Origin of the sequence: Tumebacillus flagellatus (genome assembly GCF_000714935.1) — a bacterium.
Taxonomy (GTDB): Bacteria; Bacillota; Bacilli; order Tumebacillales; family Tumebacillaceae; genus Tumebacillus; species Tumebacillus flagellatus.
Map to the genome: position 1 here is coordinate 60,320 of NZ_JMIR01000037.1, position 15,985 is coordinate 76,304.

24 protein-coding genes and 1 tRNA gene are annotated in these 15,985 nt (G+C 53.5%); all 25 read right to left on the reverse strand.

Going from position 1 to position 15,985, the window contains the following annotated elements:
- Position 1: 1 nt before the first annotated feature.
- A complete protein-coding gene (locus EL26_RS19680; protein WP_038093095.1) occupies positions 2–244 on the reverse strand; it encodes a hypothetical protein in 243 nt (80 codons plus the stop codon).
- Positions 241–738 (reverse strand): hypothetical protein, encoded by a 498-nt coding sequence (locus EL26_RS19685; protein WP_038093097.1) that lies wholly within the window; start codon positions 736–738, stop codon positions 241–243. The genes EL26_RS19680 and EL26_RS19685 overlap by 4 nt, the downstream gene beginning before the upstream one ends.
- A 56-nt stretch (positions 739–794) precedes the next feature.
- A complete protein-coding gene (locus EL26_RS19690) occupies positions 795–1,349 on the reverse strand; it encodes a hypothetical protein (RefSeq protein WP_038093100.1) in 555 nt (184 codons plus the stop codon).
- On the reverse strand, positions 1,349–1,633 hold the full coding sequence (locus EL26_RS19695; RefSeq protein WP_038093103.1) for a hypothetical protein: 285 nt from the start codon (positions 1,631–1,633) through the stop codon (positions 1,349–1,351). The genes EL26_RS19690 and EL26_RS19695 overlap by 1 nt, the downstream gene beginning before the upstream one ends.
- A 13-nt stretch (positions 1,634–1,646) precedes the next feature.
- A complete protein-coding gene (locus tag EL26_RS19700) occupies positions 1,647–2,033 on the reverse strand; it encodes a minor capsid protein (RefSeq protein ID WP_038093106.1) in 387 nt (128 codons plus the stop codon).
- Positions 2,020–2,379: an HK97 gp10 family phage protein gene (locus EL26_RS19705; protein WP_038093107.1), complete on the reverse strand. Its 360-nt coding sequence runs from the start codon at positions 2,377–2,379 to the stop codon at positions 2,020–2,022. Before EL26_RS19705 ends, EL26_RS19700 begins: the two co-directional genes overlap by 14 nt.
- Positions 2,363–2,965: a head-tail adaptor protein gene (locus EL26_RS19710; RefSeq protein ID WP_038093110.1), complete on the reverse strand. Its 603-nt coding sequence runs from the start codon at positions 2,963–2,965 to the stop codon at positions 2,363–2,365. The genes EL26_RS19705 and EL26_RS19710 overlap by 17 nt, the downstream gene beginning before the upstream one ends.
- Before the next feature lie 13 nt (positions 2,966–2,978).
- Positions 2,979–3,248 carry a hypothetical protein gene (locus EL26_RS19715; RefSeq protein ID WP_038093113.1) on the reverse strand — a complete coding sequence of 90 codons (270 nt, stop codon included), beginning with the start codon at positions 3,246–3,248 and terminating at the stop codon, positions 2,979–2,981.
- 41 nt (positions 3,249–3,289) lie between these two features.
- Positions 3,290–4,561 carry a phage major capsid protein gene (locus EL26_RS19720; RefSeq protein WP_038093115.1) on the reverse strand — a complete coding sequence of 424 codons (1,272 nt, stop codon included), beginning with the start codon at positions 4,559–4,561 and terminating at the stop codon, positions 3,290–3,292.
- 11 nt (positions 4,562–4,572) lie between these two features.
- On the reverse strand, positions 4,573–5,217 hold the full coding sequence (locus EL26_RS19725; protein ID WP_038093118.1) for an HK97 family phage prohead protease: 645 nt from the start codon (positions 5,215–5,217) through the stop codon (positions 4,573–4,575).
- On the reverse strand, positions 5,210–6,460 hold the full coding sequence (locus EL26_RS19730) for a phage portal protein (protein WP_038093121.1): 1,251 nt from the start codon (positions 6,458–6,460) through the stop codon (positions 5,210–5,212). Before EL26_RS19730 ends, EL26_RS19725 begins: the two co-directional genes overlap by 8 nt.
- Before the next feature lie 7 nt (positions 6,461–6,467).
- Positions 6,468–8,204: a terminase large subunit gene (locus tag EL26_RS19735; protein ID WP_238546156.1), complete on the reverse strand. Its 1,737-nt coding sequence runs from the start codon at positions 8,202–8,204 to the stop codon at positions 6,468–6,470.
- A complete protein-coding gene (locus tag EL26_RS19740) occupies positions 8,161–8,505 on the reverse strand; it encodes a hypothetical protein (protein WP_052036611.1) in 345 nt (114 codons plus the stop codon). The genes EL26_RS19735 and EL26_RS19740 overlap by 44 nt, the downstream gene beginning before the upstream one ends.
- A 225-nt stretch (positions 8,506–8,730) precedes the next feature.
- The gene (locus tag EL26_RS19745) at positions 8,731–8,952 is read right to left on the reverse strand and encodes a hypothetical protein (protein WP_038093124.1); all 222 of its coding nucleotides are present in this window, start codon (positions 8,950–8,952) and stop codon (positions 8,731–8,733) included.
- A gap of 138 nt (positions 8,953–9,090) precedes the next feature.
- On the reverse strand, positions 9,091–10,152 hold the full coding sequence (locus EL26_RS19750; RefSeq protein ID WP_038093127.1) for a hypothetical protein: 1,062 nt from the start codon (positions 10,150–10,152) through the stop codon (positions 9,091–9,093).
- 17 nt (positions 10,153–10,169) lie between these two features.
- A complete protein-coding gene (locus EL26_RS19755) occupies positions 10,170–10,853 on the reverse strand; it encodes a hypothetical protein (RefSeq protein WP_038093129.1) in 684 nt (227 codons plus the stop codon).
- 1 nt (position 10,854) lies between these two features.
- Positions 10,855–11,511: a hypothetical protein gene (locus EL26_RS19760; protein WP_038093130.1), complete on the reverse strand. Its 657-nt coding sequence runs from the start codon at positions 11,509–11,511 to the stop codon at positions 10,855–10,857.
- 118 nt (positions 11,512–11,629) lie between these two features.
- Positions 11,630–12,340, reverse strand: a complete 711-nt coding sequence (locus tag EL26_RS19765; protein WP_038093133.1) for a hypothetical protein — start codon at positions 12,338–12,340, stop codon at positions 11,630–11,632.
- A gap of 26 nt (positions 12,341–12,366) precedes the next feature.
- Positions 12,367–12,603, reverse strand: a complete 237-nt coding sequence (locus EL26_RS19770; protein WP_152559337.1) for a hypothetical protein — start codon at positions 12,601–12,603, stop codon at positions 12,367–12,369.
- Positions 12,604–12,608: 5 nt separating this feature from the next.
- The gene (locus EL26_RS19775) at positions 12,609–13,010 is read right to left on the reverse strand and encodes a hypothetical protein (protein ID WP_038093138.1); all 402 of its coding nucleotides are present in this window, start codon (positions 13,008–13,010) and stop codon (positions 12,609–12,611) included.
- 50 nt (positions 13,011–13,060) lie between these two features.
- On the reverse strand, positions 13,061–13,282 hold the full coding sequence (locus EL26_RS19780; RefSeq protein WP_038093140.1) for a hypothetical protein: 222 nt from the start codon (positions 13,280–13,282) through the stop codon (positions 13,061–13,063).
- Positions 13,283–13,325: 43 nt separating this feature from the next.
- Positions 13,326–13,553, reverse strand: a complete 228-nt coding sequence (locus tag EL26_RS19785) for a DUF3892 domain-containing protein (protein ID WP_038093143.1) — start codon at positions 13,551–13,553, stop codon at positions 13,326–13,328.
- Between the two features lie 724 nt (positions 13,554–14,277).
- Complete coding sequence (locus tag EL26_RS25960) at positions 14,278–14,814, reverse strand: hypothetical protein (RefSeq protein ID WP_193789840.1); 537 nt, start codon at positions 14,812–14,814, stop codon at positions 14,278–14,280.
- A 63-nt stretch (positions 14,815–14,877) separates the two neighbouring features.
- Positions 14,878–15,321 carry a hypothetical protein gene (locus EL26_RS19795; RefSeq protein WP_038093146.1) on the reverse strand — a complete coding sequence of 148 codons (444 nt, stop codon included), beginning with the start codon at positions 15,319–15,321 and terminating at the stop codon, positions 14,878–14,880.
- Between the two features lie 406 nt (positions 15,322–15,727).
- Positions 15,728–15,803: transfer RNA gene (locus EL26_RS19800), tRNA-Ile, on the reverse strand.
- Positions 15,804–15,985: the final 182 nt, after the last annotated feature.

The window sequence follows — 15,985 nt, forward strand, 5'->3', positions numbered from 1 at the left end:
ATCACCCCATCCCGCCGGTCGCGAACAACGCCGCCTCGAACGCCGCCTCGTCGAACTCTTCTTTTCTCGGCTCCGAAGCCGCCTGAGCCCCAACGCCGAACAGAGAGAATCCAGAGGAGGCGAGTAGCGCATCCCTTTGGTTCCACTCGTGCAAGATTTCCGGAACTTCGATCATGAGGTATTCGGTGAACATTACTCGTTTGGAAATGCCGTGCGCACCGAATGCGGCGACTACCTTTGTCACCCATGCGTATCGACTTCTTCCGGGACGATCTGCGCCGTTTGAAGTGCCGCCTCCACCATCCCCCCCATCTTCTTCTTGATCTCCCCCACGATAAATTCAAACTCGTTCACTTCATACACCGCTTGGATGAAACGTACCAACTCCGCTAAAGAGACGTTTTTTACGATCCATTTCCGGTTGAGACCGCTCGCAACCTCGATGATCTGAATGATTTCCTCTTTCGCTACATCGAGGGCTGCCGTGATGAACTCAACCGGCTGCGAGCGGAAATTTCCGTGTTGCATGATGAGTGCCGGGATGTTATCTAGTCGCGGTAAAATCTGCAAGTAGCGTTCGATGGGAAGGGACTGTACAACGATTTCGCGCCCGTTCGCTCCACCCATCCACACTTTTTGAACGCGCGGTACAGAGGGCGAGTCGATGAAGGAACCGGTCGGGCGACTCGTGCCGCGGCGGAACCACCCGCAAACGATGCTGGCAATTTTCTTGAACATGGAGCACCTCCAAAATAAAAGGAGCCGCGCGCGGGCGGCTCCATCGTTGTGTTGGTTTATGCGGACGGCAGAACGGACTCAGGACCCATCAGCCACTTGCGGTTGTTCTTCGCCGGGTCTGGTAAAGCCACGAATTGAATGCCGTTGATATGAATGTCTTTGCCGCCGTACTGCCGGTCGATATTCGGAACTGGAATTGCCTTGAAGAGCGTTACATGCTCGTTCGTCGAACGACCGATCGGTTCCAAACGGACTTTTACAGCGTACGCGGACATGTCCCCGATCTGCTCGCAGTAAAGCAGAGCTTCCTCTGACGTGGTGACGTTCGAGTACAAGGTTGTGCCAGGAATGAGCGGTTGAAGAATTTTCGCTTCATTTGTGACAAGCGGGACTTCAAACAGTGCATCAGACCCAGCGGCGAGTTTTGCGGCAACAGCATCTGCGGTTTGATCCATTGTCACATCTTCCGTTTTTTGATTGAACTTAAAGTGGCACCCGCCTTTGGTGCGGTCCAAAATGGCGATAACGGAGTCATCTGTCAGTTTCATGACCACCACACGACACGGGCCCATCGGGATATCAGTAAGAGATGCTTGGAGATTTCCAGCCATTATTCATCTTCCTCCTCATGATTTTGATCTTCGTCGACGACAGATTGGTCAAACGCCATATTACTTTCATCGAGCGGTTGCTCAGAGAACGATGCGTGGTGCCCGGTGTCGTTTAAGAAACGCGCCGACTTGCTGAGAACCAGTTTAACCGCAAGTTCTCGCGGCACTTCGACCACATCACCGCCGCTTTTCCAATCCGGATTCTCATGCGATCCGAAGTTATAACAAAAGCCCTTGGGGTCACCCAAGAGCTTGATTTCTACTTTTTCAGTTGTAGCAGACAAGATGCTCCCTCCTTTACGAAATTCCCAAGCGTTGCGAATTTGGCCGGGTTTGATAGATCATCTCGAAATTCATGCTATACATCTGGCGCTCTTTGCCGTCCTTCCCCAAATCCAAAGGTTCGTGTTTGGAGAAAATCGTGCAGTCGTATCCGCTGATCTGCACAAACGACGTATGGAGCTGACTTTCGATTTGCGTTGCCAATCGTTCTGCCTTGGATGCGTCGCGGTTTCGTACGATGACTTGGAATGTCGGCTCCCGTAAAGTAGGCAGGTCTATATCACGACTTCCGCCTGTGAAGCGCGCCATAACGAGATCGTCCAGCTCTTCGGGGAAGTAGTCGATGACGTCACACACAGAGACGGACTTCACGGCGGCGCACAGGTCCTCAACGGTTAGCATTCAAGACACCGCCCACCTTGCTCTCGTAGACTTCAAGGACTGCCTCCCGTTGCCGCTCAGAGGCCCGCTCAAGCCACTTTTCTTCCCCGTTGTGCAGATGCTTACCAGCGGGCAGTTCGTGCACGAGGTGGGCGTGCGGAGCGTCGTACACGACGGACGCGCCCACCGTGCCGTGGGATTGTACTTTCCACGGTTCGATGTGCCCAGACTCTGCAAGGCGGCCCGTTTTCTTCGGCGGTTTGCAGTCGTTGAGAACGATCTTTGCCCCCTCCTGCACAGCCTCATTCGCTGCTTGCTTCACAGCCTCGGCGAGTTGGTCGCCGTTCCACTCAAACTCGAATTTCAATCAACTTCACCTCCACCTCTGCGACTGCTGAGATGCCGCGGTCGTCTGCAATATGCTCCACTCGGTAGGTGATGCCTTCGAACGAAACGCGGTCACCCGCCTTGATCGCGGTTCCGGCCGGGAAGTACCCCGAGGCTTTGAAGGTGTCCGTCCGTCGTTCAATGCGGCAGCGGGTCGAGGTAGGCGGAGCGAACTCCGGTGCCCGTACCCCGTAACCGATGCAAGTAAGGATTTCAGCCAAATACGGAAATTCCAGCTTGACGCGTTCAACCTTCAGTACCAGCCAGATGTTCCGCTGTTCGATGTCCTCAATATTGAGTATTTCATAGACTTGATTCTCATCTTCATTGCGCCAAAGGCGGTCGAGGACGTTCAAATCCGGGCGGTACCACATGGTGACTTCTGCCGTATCAATGATTTTTGACGAGTCAGCAGAGACAGTCCCACCTTTCCCTTTCCAGCTACAGTAGTCCACTGGCGGAGCTGCGTCCTGGTATTTGAATCCAATATCTCCTGCACCCTCGACAGTCACTCTGTTTTGAACCCGGACAGGCGTAGCAAATTGCTGTGCAGTTGGTCTGAACATAAAGAACCTCCCATCAACTACGGACTGCCAGTTGTGTGACCATGAGGTTAAAGGCTGAGGAGAACTTGATCTCTCCTCCTGTGAGACTCCATAGGTCGGTAACTCCCAGCACAATTGCACCAACCGCAAGCGGATCGGAGAGCATTGTCTCCGACACGCCCGCGCCGGTCATGAAGGACTTCACGGCAAGGACTTTTTGGAACAGCGTACCATCAAAAACCGTATTGGCGACCGGTATGTTCAGACCGATTTTGCACTGTATCACGAGATCGGAATCAGTCATACACATCACATCCTGACAATCCAGCGTCGTTCACCTCTCGATTACGCCGCAGGACCTTTCTTGATGATGACGACACCGTACGGGTCGATAAGTTTGCCATCTGCGATCAGGATAGCTTTGTCAACCCATTCGTTGGTATCGTGCCAGAAGTAGCGGTACATGGTCATCTGCAAGTTGGAATTGAAAGCGTAGTTTCGAAGGTCGCAGTAAACTGCTACGACTTCGCCTTCTGCAGCATCGTCATACGGAGCAACGATGTCGTCCTCGACCTGGATGACTTCCTTGCCCCCGAAACGCTCCTGCGCCCCTTCTGTGATGCCATAGTTCACACGGCCGACGGGTTGGCCATTCTTGTCCACCATGCCATCGATGTAACCCTCGAACGTTCCGGAAGCCATGATGAATGCGGCACCCGCTTTATAAGCGAGCGGCATTTTGGCAAACACTTTTTTGTGCCACGCGCTCCAATCGGTGAATTCCGCCGGGGACAGAGTAACAACTTGCGTTTTCGGAACGCGAGAATCTTGTGTGATCCCGGTCGGTTTCCCAGTACCGTCCCCTTTGATGACGGCGTAATCGATCGCCTGAACCATCGCCTCTACAATCAAATCGGTGATCACGCTTTCGAATCCAGCCAATGAAACGGTGTCGGCCAAGAGCGAAGTGGAGACCTTGCACTCAAGGCCGTAGTAGCTGAAGGAGATGTTGTTGTTGGCCTTCACCTTTTGCTTATCGGACGGCTTGTTCTCACCGATCCAAGTAGCAGCAGGCTTGAGGGACAGAATCGGGACCGTGACGCCGCCTTTGATGTTCAACTTGCGAATCCGTGCGTAAATCTGTCCGTAGACGTTGATTTTCCGAATGATCTCATTCAAGATTGTGGTCGGGACGACGGCGGAAACATCGGTGGAAGTAGTCATTGCATCTGCACGGAGTTCCGGGGTGACCTTGCCGGTCTTGGCGAACTCCATGAATGCCTTCCGGTATTCCACAGTTCCGTATACATCGTCAACTTCCTGTTCGCGCCGTTCGCCGCCACCAACTCCGTAGGTAGCAAGGATTTTCGTCCCCCCAACCGGGGACGGTGCCGGGACGCTCCGTCCTTCGGGCGTCGGCAGTTGCGGTTCAGCCGGAATGTCATCGGGCGCAGCTTCCATCATCCCCCGGAGATCAGAAATCTCTGCATTGAGGGTTTCCAACTCCGCGTTGATGCCGCGCAGTTCCTCAACGGTCGTCGCCGAATCAGCTTTTGCGGCCAGCTCCTTTTTGCGAGCTTCTTTTTTCGCGAGCATTTCTTGCAGTTTTCTCTTCATCGAGATTCACCTTAGCCTTTCAGCAGGATTTGAGTTCTGAGTTTCATGAGTTCTAACTCTTGATCGTCGTTGCTCGTATGTTGCCTGACATTTTCCAGCGTTGCTTTTGCTTGATCCAATGCCGACTTGTCGCGGGCATTGATGTCTGTTCCGGGATACGCCGCCCACGTCACCGCGCTTACCTCAATTACCTTCTTGACTTTCTTGATCCTGCGGGTGGGCATATTCGTATCAAGCCCCTCCCACGCTTCCTCCGCGACGTAAAAAATAAAAGACATCCCGTTGATGTCTTTACGTTTCGTCGCACTATGGAGGGCCTTCGCCTGGTTGTTGTTGTCCACATCCAAACTCGCACGGAAATAGAGGCCACGGTCATCGGTTCGGATTTGCATCGTAGAGTCACCGTTGTCACTTCGGCAACGCGCCAACGGGATCTCATCGAGGTCGTGATTGACCGTGAAAACCACATCACTAAAGTCACAACCGTCGAACGCTCCACGTTCGATGACCTCGTCGAACCAGCCCCCAATGCACGTCAGTTGATCATAGACGGCCGGATGACCCTCGATGTAATAGCCGTCATCCACTGCACGAAGTTCGATAATACCAAAACTCCGTTGAACCGGCGCATCCTTTCCCGGTAGATTCCTACTCAACTTTTGATACCCCCTTATCTGCTTTTGCTCGACCCATTTGGTATGCGTTGGCAAGGTCGACGTCGATGTAGTTCAGCGACATTGTTCGTTTCTCACCCCCTTCAATCGGCGGGTAGCCAAGAAGTGCAAGTTTCTGATTGTCTGTAAGCAATCCCTGCTCGCCGGCGATTTTGAGGAGGTTGAGCTTGGCGTTCGTGGACAGATAAAACATGTCACGTTGGTAGAAAACGATCTCATTTCCAACGTCCTGTTCGCGGTCGGTGAAAAGGCACTTCGTAAATGCCTGTCCAAGACCCAGAACGATAGGCTCCAAGGTTTTTTCGTAAAACGCTTGGTATTGCTCGTCAGTGTAGTCCCCGGAGATGATGGGTGCAGAAACGCCAAACCAGTTCTGTGCTTTGGACTGCAGGAACTGAAGGGTATCTCTGTCGATCATCTTCGGGTCGGAATTGATCGGTGTATACTCCCCTTTCAGATCAACAGGAAGAATTCCGGTGTCCCCGGATGCCATACGTTCCTCAAAACGACGACGTTCTGCTTTGAGACTGTCATCATCGGCAATTGTGTTGATCTTGATGATGCCTCGTATCGACATGCTCGTCTTGATGCCTTTTTCAAGACCTTGCAGAAGAACATCGTTTATTTGCAGAACTTTCAGGAGAGCGCTGTTATCTGGCTGTCCATTCATCCCCCCACCCATGATGTCGTTGACGGAGAATTTCTTACGCAGGTGTATCACGTCTCTGTACGGCAACGTGAAACTCTCTCCGTTCGAAAAGTACAACTTTACGAATAAGGTTCCGGCATCGTCTTGAAGGAAATCCACCTGTCGCGGGTTTAACGGATAAAAACCCGTGTACGTCCGCATTTCGTTCCCGCTCTTTGGATCATTGATCGATACAAAGGTGGGGTAGATGAACGCGTTGAAGTTTAAAAAGAGGAGCCAAATGGTCTTCTCCAAAAAATCGCGAGTGGTCATGATCGGGTTCGGTCCGTATCGGAAAAGCCGATTAAGACTACTCTTAGGCGTCGTCTGCATGCCACTGCTGTCGGTACGGATGTGGCGTGGTTGGAGCTTGCTGCATTCAGTGGCGATGATGTCGATGCAGTTCTGCACCACGTCCGAAGAGTAGATGCTGTCGCCAAATTGGCTGAACACCGGAGTGTACCCGTTAAGCATCTTCGCATACACGTAGTTTTTCAGACGATTGCCGGCGTTTTTAAATACATCCCACAGTGCCATTTTTTCATCACCCCCTTTTAACGAGCTCCAGAAATTCTGACCTATTGTCGATGTACACACGGTAGGCAATGATCATCGTCACCGCGCCATCGATCTTTCGATCATCCTTGCCTTGCACTTTCACCGGCATGATCTCCAGTTTGTTGTTGATGTTCAGGGCCGTGTTCTCCAAGCAGAGTCGGTCGATCGGGTTGTTGTTGTAGTTGATCAACTTGCTCTTGAGGTCTGCTTCCACCAGCTTCATCGGTTCGCTCATGCTGCCAAATTTCTGGTCGACCCTTTGCATATCGAAACCGCACTCCTCCATCTCTTTTACAAAGTACACGGCCGACCACTTGTCGTACCCGATCCGATAAAATTTGATTCTGTGCTCCTTGACCAGCTTCACGAACCACGCCGTGACAAGCCGGAAATCGTTCTCGTTGCCTTCAGAGACGGTGAGCAAACCATCACGGGCCCACCCCTCGTACTGATCCCTTTCAGCCATTGAGAGACTGTCAATTTTGGACCGAGGTACGAAGTAATGCTGGACCATGTATTTGACATTTCCACGCATGAGCATAGCCCGCGCAGAAGCAAGGTCTCCCGATTTCGAGAGGTCGACTGCGCCGATTGCGAACGAATCTCGAAACTCTTCAAGGTCGAACTTCGCCTCGTTGATGAGGTCTTCCGGCATCAACCATGCGGCCGCATTGTTCTGCTTGAAGTTGAAGTCCTTGGACAACATAAAAACCCGCTCGGCCTTATCGTGCTGCGCCTTGCGGATTTGGTCCTTGATGTACTTCGGTTTTTTGATCGTTCCCAGTGAAGGGTTTGATTTCATCCACGATTTTTCATCCTGCCAAACTTCAGCCTCGCTGTCCTGCGTGTAGAGCCAGAGAAGGATTGTTTTGTCCTCGATCTCGTTCGCCAAGACTGCGCGGCCGTACTTCAACTCTTGATCGAGATAGCCGTCGTTGACAAACCCCTCTGTCGTGATATTAATGAACCACGGCTCCTCCTTGGTCGACTGAGACTGGTCGATAGATTTTGCGATGACGTTGTCCTTCATTTCGTGGGACTCGTCCAGGATCGCGCCGTCGATGTTCCGGCCCTCTTTGTTGCGCGTGCGGTCGGACAACTTGAAAATCTTGCTCTTGTTCTTCAAGTTGAAAATGCCTTTGAGGTTTTTGTGTGTCCTCTTATCCTTCGGATCGAACTGCTCGCGCATATTTGCGACTTCCTCAAAAATGATGGATGCCTGAGAATCATCATTGGAAGAACACACGATGTCACTCCCGCCATTTCCACACATCAGCTCCGTGAGGCAGAGAGCCGCGCACAACGTCGACTTCCCGTTCTTGCGGGCAATCAACATGATCGCCTTTTTGAACCGGCGCAAAAGCTTTTTCGCGGATGGTGGCTCCTCGCCGTAGTACTCCCGGAATCCCTCGACGCTCCACTTGAACGAGTAGAACGCCTCTATGAACGCCTTCTCCCAAAGCTCCAAGAGAAACGGCTTGCCGTGGAACGGCGACTTCGTGTGTTTGCAAAATCTCTCGATGAAATCAATTCGCAGATGAGCGTCCCGTGTGTCATAGACGAATGCGGGATCGCTCATGTCCTCGATCAGCATGTCGAGCTGTTTGATTAGTTCATGGCCGGCAATGATCTCTCCGCGCTTGATCGCCTCATGGTATTCGACAAGGTAGCTTCGTCCGTTATTGTTCGGAATGTTCTTTAAGCCACTCATCGAATGGATCATCACCTTCGTTCGAATTCTTCGCCAAAATCCCGTTCAAGGTCTTGATGACGACGGAGTAAGAGTTGAGGTTTTTGAGATACTGCTTTGCCGCCTCGGACGTTTTTTGCCTCATCGGGTCAATCGGGTTGACCTGCACCATCCCGCGTGGCTCGATGAGAGCGCGCAACGCTAAATTCTCGGCATACAGGAATGCAGCGTCATCAATCAGACCTTCGACCAATCGCGCCTTGGCCGGGTCGACATCGGCGAATATCTCGGTCAACTTCGCGCGCTCTTGCCGGAACATCTCGCTTTTGGTCAAGTTTCGATTCACCACCTTGGAATTTCAAAATTTTCGGTTCGTGTGAAAAAAGGGTCCCCCACGCGGTTGGCGTACTCTTTCTGCCTAAAAGAGGGTGGGGGGTATACAGAGTAGAGAGTGTGGTCTTCTGCCTACACAAAAAGAGAGCAGAACTGTTTGTCTACTCTTCCAATGGTGAAGTCATATTCGCAACGCTTGGGAATTTCGATTCCTCTCTACTCTCCCTTATCCATCCACCCACTCGACGTAGATGATCTGGTTCAGGTTGAGCGTGAAGGTTCTATTCGTATCTGCATCCGTGAGCGTCAAGAACGCGTGCCCTTTATTGTTCTGTGCACCGGCAGTAACGAAACTTGAGACTTGTTCACTCACTTCGACAGGCAGCATGAAACATGTGTCGCCCGGCAAGTGTACGTGTGCACGTTTCCCTTCGGTTCCTTGAAGCATCTGTCTTCCCTCCTCTCTCTACCAGCCACACACGAACTGGATGAGCTTGCCCATGCCTGCAACGAACAACGCGGCGAGTGCACCCGCAAGCGCAATCCCGATCCCTTCCCAGAACTTCTTCATGTGCTGGTTCCCTCTCTAAACGCTTCGGAACGGAACAACGAACTCGATCGGCTGCGCATTCGGGGCTACGAGTCGAACGCGCTGCCCTTTATTGGTTTGTTTGATCGTTAGCGCTTCTGCGGGAAAAGTAGTCTCTTGCCCGTTGGCGCGCTTGATCGTTACCTCGCCTGTGCAGTGGAACTTGCATTCCGTGATCTCGTTCCCGTTGCTGGTGAGGTCACTTACCTTGAGTCCAGCTTGCTGGTTGAATGCGGCGGCGTTCTGTGCGGCTTCTTCCATCGTGATTCCGCCCAATGCTGCGCCTTTGTTTGCCTTCACCTTGTCGATGAGAGCTGCAAGCCAATCACCACCCATCGCCCCAGCTATGCGCCGCAGAACATCTTTGCGTTGCTCCGGCAGCGGGGCGTACAAGAACAACTGCTCGTCCAACTCCTTCGCGATGTCTACCCAAGGCTTCGGCGTGTCGTCGCTGTTCAGAACGACGATACCCAGCTTCTCAACGAGTGGACGACCGGGTGACGACGGATCGGTCAGGTGAATCCATGCCGCCTTCTCGCCTGCGTCCCGTGAGGTACTGCGACGGAATACCTCGTCTTCCTGCATCGCCGCGGCCGCCTTCATGCTGGTACCTGCTTCGCGCAGGTGGTCAGAGGATCGGTGTTGAGACGACATGGAAAGCAGGGTGAGCGCCGCCGCCATGTCTTCCCGAAGCCATCTGCCTTGCAATTCGTTCCAGATGAGGGTGCGGATCTCGTCTGCCAGCACTACGGCACGTTGCATGTCGTGCGCTTGCGTATTGCGTTTCGGTTCGTCCGGTTGCGGTGGACCAAAGAACATTTGCAGGTACTTGCTCTCTTCTTCTTGCATGAGCTCAAGTGGTTGAACCATGAGTCCATCCAAGTGTTTCGGTGCAGGGCCCCAGAATGCTTCGCCCGTTCCGACGATGTACGCTTCGAGCAACCCTCTCTCTTTGCGGTACTCACTCGCGAGAGCAACGCTTCCTCCTTCATACGTGAAGAGCGTCCCTGCTTGGAGTTCTGAGAAGAGGATCGGTGTGCCAGTTGGTACGAGTTTCATGCGTATTTCCTCCTTCGCTATTCTTGGTACTGCTCAAACCACTTAGCAATGTACTGCCGCCACTCCACTTGCCGGAACCGCAGTTGTTCGCTGGTCGCCAGTCGCGCCAAGCACTCGTCTTGGGTAGCTTCGCAGAACACAAGCTCTGCCCCCAGCTCTTCAGCCAGCCGCTCCCGCTTGTACTTGTCGGCGTACCCGCCGATGATCCACGCCGTGCGCCACTTGCCCAATCGCGTCTTCACCTGATCGATCAGTAGGTTGTGGATGCCGATGACGTTGTTGTACAGGTTGTCCGGCTTGTTGTATGCAGGAAGCCCGGACACCGCTTCATACAGGCGGTCCATGTCTATGATGATGTCTCCGGGACGCATCTGCTGCTGGACGTGCGTTTTCTTGCCGGCCATCGGCGGACCATAAACCAGGTAAACGCTCTTCTTGGTGTGGTAGCCAAAGCGTTCGTGCTCTTCGTTGTGGCAGTCGCTGCAGATGAGATCGACCAGTTCCGGGTTGAGGCTGATTGTGTGGTCGTGGACGTTCTCCGGCGTCAGCTCGATCTTGTGGTGACCGATGATGTCGACGGAGCGGGCGATGATGCGGCCGCAACGTTGGCACCGGTTGCCGCGCTCGGCGATGAGCGCCGCGCGGAAGTTGCGCCATGGTGCCGTTGTGTAGAACGTCTGCAAGACACTGTGCTTCGCCAAATCAGTAGTCCTCCTTCCCGCTGTTGATGCTTCGCTGTTGCTCCACGATCTGAGCCATGCGCGGGTTGCTTCCAACCTCCTGCATGGCTTTTTCGTATGCGTCTGGGCTGTATCTCTGGAAGATCGTCATGAATAGGTTCAGGTACTCGCTCATCAGTTCGAAGCGGAAGACCCGCTCCTTGAGGTCGACCATGAACTTCATGATCTCGCGGGACTCTTTTGAGAGAGACGTGATCTCAAGGACCTTCCGTCTCAGTTCCGCATTCACCATCTGTGCCCATGTGTTTAGGTACTCGGCGTTGATCCCTTCTGAAACGAGTTGGTGTTCCAGCTCCTGCATGCGTTCCTCGAAGTACTCAGGCAGGTTGTCCACGTACTCGAAGCGCCTGAGCAGCGCGTGCGCCAACTTGAGCGAGTTCTGGATGATGTCGAAGTCTTGGTGCACCACGTTGACCAGCGAGCGGTCGTCAGCCGTGACCAACTGCTTCTTGTTTTGGTTGAGTTGTTCGATGTAACGCTGCACGGCCGTGTGCGAGATCTTCACCCCTGCCCAGTCCGAACACTCCTCAGCAATTGCCCGAAGAGATTTGTCTGCGCGCAGGCCGTTCGCCACGATTACCTCGCAGCCGAACTTCTCAATCTTCGACTGTTGCGCCATGTAACGTTACACCCCCTTACAGCGCGAACCCTTACGTTACAAAAGGTGTATTGTGGACGTGCTATTAGATGTAGCTTTTCAAACGTTACACTGTAACGTTACGGATAGGCTGTTGCACTTACACCGCATTCTTGGGTGGCGCTTCAGGGAGATTTCCCACTAAAGCACAAATCACGCCTGCACGCATAGCAAACGTCTGATGATCAAGCGGATCTCTTTTCAGGAAGGTCAGCATCGGATCGAGTTGTTCGGCTGCTTCTTTCAATTGCTTAATCACATCTACATCGACGGCGACTGTATTCGGCTGGAGCTCTCCGGCGTTCGCACTCTGCCGGAGAAGTGCGTCTGAACATCGTTGGATGCTTTCCGTAACTTCTTGGGTCAACTGCGCGGCGTTGCGGAGTTCGTCTGCGCCTTCGATTGTCAGTTTCACTTTGAGTTCAGACATGGGCTTGTAAGTGTCAAGCGCTTGTTGCTCTTGGTAACAGTGCAGGGTATGTTTTTTCGGAAGGAGATTGTCCTCAAGAAGCTGCGATGCCGCCGCGATCGGCTCGACTTCAACAGCTGCCGCCAACAGTTCGCCAGCGCGAGCGAGAACTTCCATTTGCTCGGGCGCGGTCTTCGCGATCGCCCGGATGAGCGCCGCCGCGATCGCCGTCTGGTGATTGCCGTAGTTGTGTTGGATTACCAGATTGTTCGAGACGAATCCGCCACGGCCGCCGCCGGTGGTGATCAGGATGTAGCCAAGTCGGTCTTGTACGATGTTGTCGAAGAGCTGATAGAGCCCAACAGTTTGATTTTGGTTGGTGTTCTGTTGTTCTTGGGTCATGATTCAACAATCCTTTCGGGTTGGGTTTATGCGTGAAGTGCCTCGGGCACCTGACGAGTCAACACCTTGATCTCCTCCGGTGTGAAGGAACCGATCAGGTGGTTGCGCGGGAATCCGGTCTTGCCAGCGAGAACGCATTTGCGCGTTGCCGGGTCGAGCGGGATGTACAGCCATTCGTAGGGCGCCAGCTTCTTGGCCTTGGCGATCCGTCGTGCGCCGCCCTCGTCCGGGGCCGTGATGAGGTACTTCGTGTCCTTAGTCATGGCGCTCATCCTTTCTTCTTGGGCTTGGTCTTGCGTTTTCTGATCGACAACTTTGTCTCCAATCCCTTCTCGGTATGCTTGTCGATGAGCTTCGGGCTCAAGCGGCCCTGCTCGGTCAAAAGAGATATGTCGCGCTCGGTCTTCAACTCATCCTTGGATACCAGGAGTTCGTTCGCCAACGAGGACTTGTCCAGTTTCTCTTTGAACTCGCCTTTCTTGGTGATCACCGCCCACTCTCCGTTCGGGAGCTGCAAGATCATATCACCGTCGATGGACGACTTAGCAAAGTGGTCTTCGATCTCGGCGTCAATCTGGTCGAGTTGTTCTTTCAGAGACTTCCTCAAGTCTTTGATCTGAAAGCGTCGAAGCAACTTGTCTTCAAGATCGAGGTCTTTCGGGATTTCCATCGGGTCGTTCACCTCCTTGATTCTCAGAGAAATCAAAAACGCCCACCTGTTTAGATGGACGTTTCCGTTTTGTATGCAGCTCTTTTTACCAACGGATCGAGCGGCGACTTTTTCTGCAAGATCGCCGTTTCCACTTCCGAAAAAGGCACGCCGTAAGCGATCACATGACCGGCGACGTGAACGACATCCTCTTTACCACCTGCGCACGCAATCAAGCGATTGGCTTCTTGTTCGGAGATTAGGTATTTGATCGCGATATTCAAAGCGTTCATCTGATTTCACCTCCAGGAAAATGAAAAGCACCCCGTAGGGTGCTTAGTCGATGCACTCTATCATCTCGATGGTCTGAGTTTTGGTTTTCATGTCATAGATGCTGCGCACGAATCTCGCTTTGATCTTTTTATCATGCTCATAGACGTAAGCGAACTCAGCCTCTTTGAGAGACTGGATCTCTGCCGAATCCATTTCGAGGACCTTCATTCCGTCAGTATCAATCCGAATAACATCGCCTTGAGACATCGATACAACAATTTTCACAATCATAAAAACACTCCTTTCTCTTGACGAGTTTCGCCAATGAGGAAGGACTTTCCTTCATGTCGGAAGAAGTTGAACTTTGAAAGGAGGTTGATCTATTAATGCAATTTTTTTGGGACTGGGGATGGTTCACGACGTTCCTCAAAAATGTTTGGCACGATAGCCCCAAAATGGTTATCCTCATCCTTGCGTTGGTCGTAATCGACAGAATGATTCCGACCGTTCGCAAGAAAAGGCGTTATCGCTACTAGCCACCCGACTGGGTGGTTTTTTCTATTTCACACACCCCGCCACACGAAGACAGGTGAACTTCCCGCCTCCGTTGTCCCGTGCCCACTCGCACCGCTCTCCGCGTATGCAGGGCGGCTTGCTGGGGCTGGTGGCGGATTGCTTGCGTGCGGCGATCTCAGCGTCGATCATGCAGTCTACGCAGGTTTTCTTGNGGTGGCGGATTGCTTGCGTGCGGCGATCTCAGCGTCGATCATGCAGTCTACGCAGGTTTTCTTGTAGTGGCGTCCGTGCTTGGAGCAGTACTTGCGGCTCATCGGGCAACATCCCCTTCCATCCGACTTTCGCGCCACGCGCACCAAGTTGCGCCAAGCAACGCACCGCCGATCAGGGCGGCCAGCACGATTGCAGCTTGTCCGATCATCTCTGTTCACTCCTCTCAGTTGGTCAACAATCCGATGACGCCCCCGATACGCGTCGAGGGCGGTGGCGCATGGTCGACCTAGCCGATGTGCTCCGTGTTGTCAGCTTTCAGCGGCGTGGTGTCCACGCGTTCGAAGTAGTTGCCAGACATACCCGGCATTTTCAACGGGACAGAAGTCGGGATCGACGCACGGAATCCCGTAAGAAGCGGCTCCGTGTAGTAGAGGTTTGCGCACTGGTCAGACCATGCGGTTTCAACGGCCGCTTTGTGCTTATTGCCTTGACAGTCCGTATAGATGACCAGATCGCCCGGTTGCAACGGTGCCAATGCTTTCGGTACCGATTGTTCGTTCACAAGGCCCGCTTTGAGCGCCGCCTGCTCCTTCTGGTACGGCATCCAGTCCCATTGCATCGGACCGTCACCCTGCTCGACGTTCTGGACGAAGTGCAAGCCGGTCGGGTTGAACACGCAAAGGCTTACGTTGGTCGGCGAATGCACTTCGGTGACGAGCGCGGCGCGGAAAACGCTCGGGTAGGTGCCGTCTGCGGAACCAGCGGATTTGTAGTAGACCAGACGGCCTACGGTCGGCTGTTGGATGGTTGCGGTGGTGCTCATGAACATCGCTCCTTGGTTTGGTTTATGCCGCCGTAGCCCAGCGGCAGGTGTCGGTTAGGTTTGTTAGACGATCTGCTCGACTTCTTCGAGCGTCGGGGTGTCCTTCGGCGCGGACACGATGAACCAGCTATCGGAGAGGAGCTTTTCGCTCGATGGAACCACCGGATGGATCGGGCTTCCTTTCTCGTCGCAGGAGACGATCGTGCTAAGCCCGCCTTCGCCGATGTGCACCTTAAAAAATCTCTCCGGGTCGAGGTCGTTCGAGAGAATATAGCCGTCCTTCAGCAACACGATGGCGAGTTCGGTGCCAAAGCGAGCGCCAGTGGTGATCAAATCCTCAGCATCGAACGCGGCCTTCTCCAGCTCCGCGATGTGCTGCAGGTTTTGGAATGCGACTGCGTTGGTCAGCGGGTGGCCGTGCTCGTCAGTGTAGTTTCCGGCGGCGATTTCGTCGACGTTTTCGTGAATCGTGGTGTTGTACCATTTCTTTTCAGCCTCGGTACTCATGGGATCACTCCTTGGTTTGGTTTGTGCAACGAAAAGACCACCTGCCTAAGCAAGTGGTCTTTTCGTCGTTTGGTAACGCCGCCGGGGATCTGCACCCCGGATGAATCACCTTACCGTTTATGCCGCCCTGCAGATTCGTTTCGGTTTACCGCTGTGCGTTACAGGAGGGCTTACGACACACACAGGTCATCAGAAGTAGGTGTGTCATCAGCACATTGTGCCAAGGTCTTGCAGCGGCGTGTAACGGGTATTGCCGCCCTCCCTTGCGCGCACTGGTCATGCCTCTTAGCAGTATCGCTCCGGCCCTGTGTGTCACCGTTAAGAGCTCTACCGAACAAATCTTCGATCCCTCTGCAGGTGGTGATCCTACGTTGTAGCGTCTACCTTTTCCGCCACGGCGTTATGCTGGTGGGCCCAGAGGGACTCGAACCCCCGACCAACCGGTTATGAGCCGGTTGGTCTACCGTCTGAGCTATAGGCCCGTGAAGAGGCGCGGCGGCGTTTGTGCGGCCGCGCTCGTCTCGAACATCTATGGACTAGATGTGGTTGCCGCCTGTTCCCCGGCGGCTCGGTGCGCTTGTGGTCGTATCCGTAGTTTGAGGTCTTGCGCGTATCTACGGCCAATGCATGGTGTTCACCCTTTCTATCGCCCCGTCCTTTCCCG

Bases quoted from the DNA above. Each gene is read 5' to 3' on its own strand.
- EL26_RS25960 (WP_193789840.1), bottom strand. From the start codon at position 14,814: ATGAGCACCACCGCAACCATCCAACAGCCGACCGTAGGCCGTCTGGTC.
- EL26_RS19735 (WP_238546156.1), bottom strand. From the start codon at position 8,204: ATGATCCATTCGATGAGTGGCTTAAAGAACATTCCGAACAATAACGGA.
- EL26_RS19795 (WP_038093146.1), bottom strand. From the start codon at position 15,321: ATGAGTACCGAGGCTGAAAAGAAATGGTACAACACCACGATTCACGAA.
- EL26_RS19690 (WP_038093100.1), bottom strand. From the start codon at position 1,349: ATGGCTGGAAATCTCCAAGCATCTCTTACTGATATCCCGATGGGCCCG.
- EL26_RS19720 (WP_038093115.1), bottom strand. From the start codon at position 4,561: ATGAAGAGAAAACTGCAAGAAATGCTCGCGAAAAAAGAAGCTCGCAAA.
- EL26_RS19685 (WP_038093097.1), bottom strand. From the start codon at position 738: ATGTTCAAGAAAATTGCCAGCATCGTTTGCGGGTGGTTCCGCCGCGGC.
- EL26_RS19730 (WP_038093121.1), bottom strand. From the start codon at position 6,460: ATGGCACTGTGGGATGTATTTAAAAACGCCGGCAATCGTCTGAAAAAC.
- EL26_RS19750 (WP_038093127.1), bottom strand. From the start codon at position 10,152: ATGAAACTCGTACCAACTGGCACACCGATCCTCTTCTCAGAACTCCAA.
- EL26_RS19760 (WP_038093130.1), bottom strand. From the start codon at position 11,511: ATGGCGCAACAGTCGAAGATTGAGAAGTTCGGCTGCGAGGTAATCGTG.
- EL26_RS19780 (WP_038093140.1), bottom strand. From the start codon at position 13,282: ATGAACGCTTTGAATATCGCGATCAAATACCTAATCTCCGAACAAGAA.
- EL26_RS19785 (WP_038093143.1), bottom strand. From the start codon at position 13,553: ATGATTGTGAAAATTGTTGTATCGATGTCTCAAGGCGATGTTATTCGG.
- EL26_RS19715 (WP_038093113.1), bottom strand. From the start codon at position 3,248: ATGACTGATTCCGATCTCGTGATACAGTGCAAAATCGGTCTGAACATA.
- EL26_RS19710 (WP_038093110.1), bottom strand. From the start codon at position 2,965: ATGTTCAGACCAACTGCACAGCAATTTGCTACGCCTGTCCGGGTTCAA.
- EL26_RS19770 (WP_152559337.1), bottom strand. From the start codon at position 12,603: ATGACTAAGGACACGAAGTACCTCATCACGGCCCCGGACGAGGGCGGC.
- EL26_RS19745 (WP_038093124.1), bottom strand. From the start codon at position 8,952: ATGCTTCAAGGAACCGAAGGGAAACGTGCACACGTACACTTGCCGGGC.
- EL26_RS19775 (WP_038093138.1), bottom strand. From the start codon at position 13,010: ATGGAAATCCCGAAAGACCTCGATCTTGAAGACAAGTTGCTTCGACGC.
- EL26_RS19765 (WP_038093133.1), bottom strand. From the start codon at position 12,340: ATGACCCAAGAACAACAGAACACCAACCAAAATCAAACTGTTGGGCTC.
- EL26_RS19700 (WP_038093106.1), bottom strand. From the start codon at position 2,033: ATGCTAACCGTTGAGGACCTGTGCGCCGCCGTGAAGTCCGTCTCTGTG.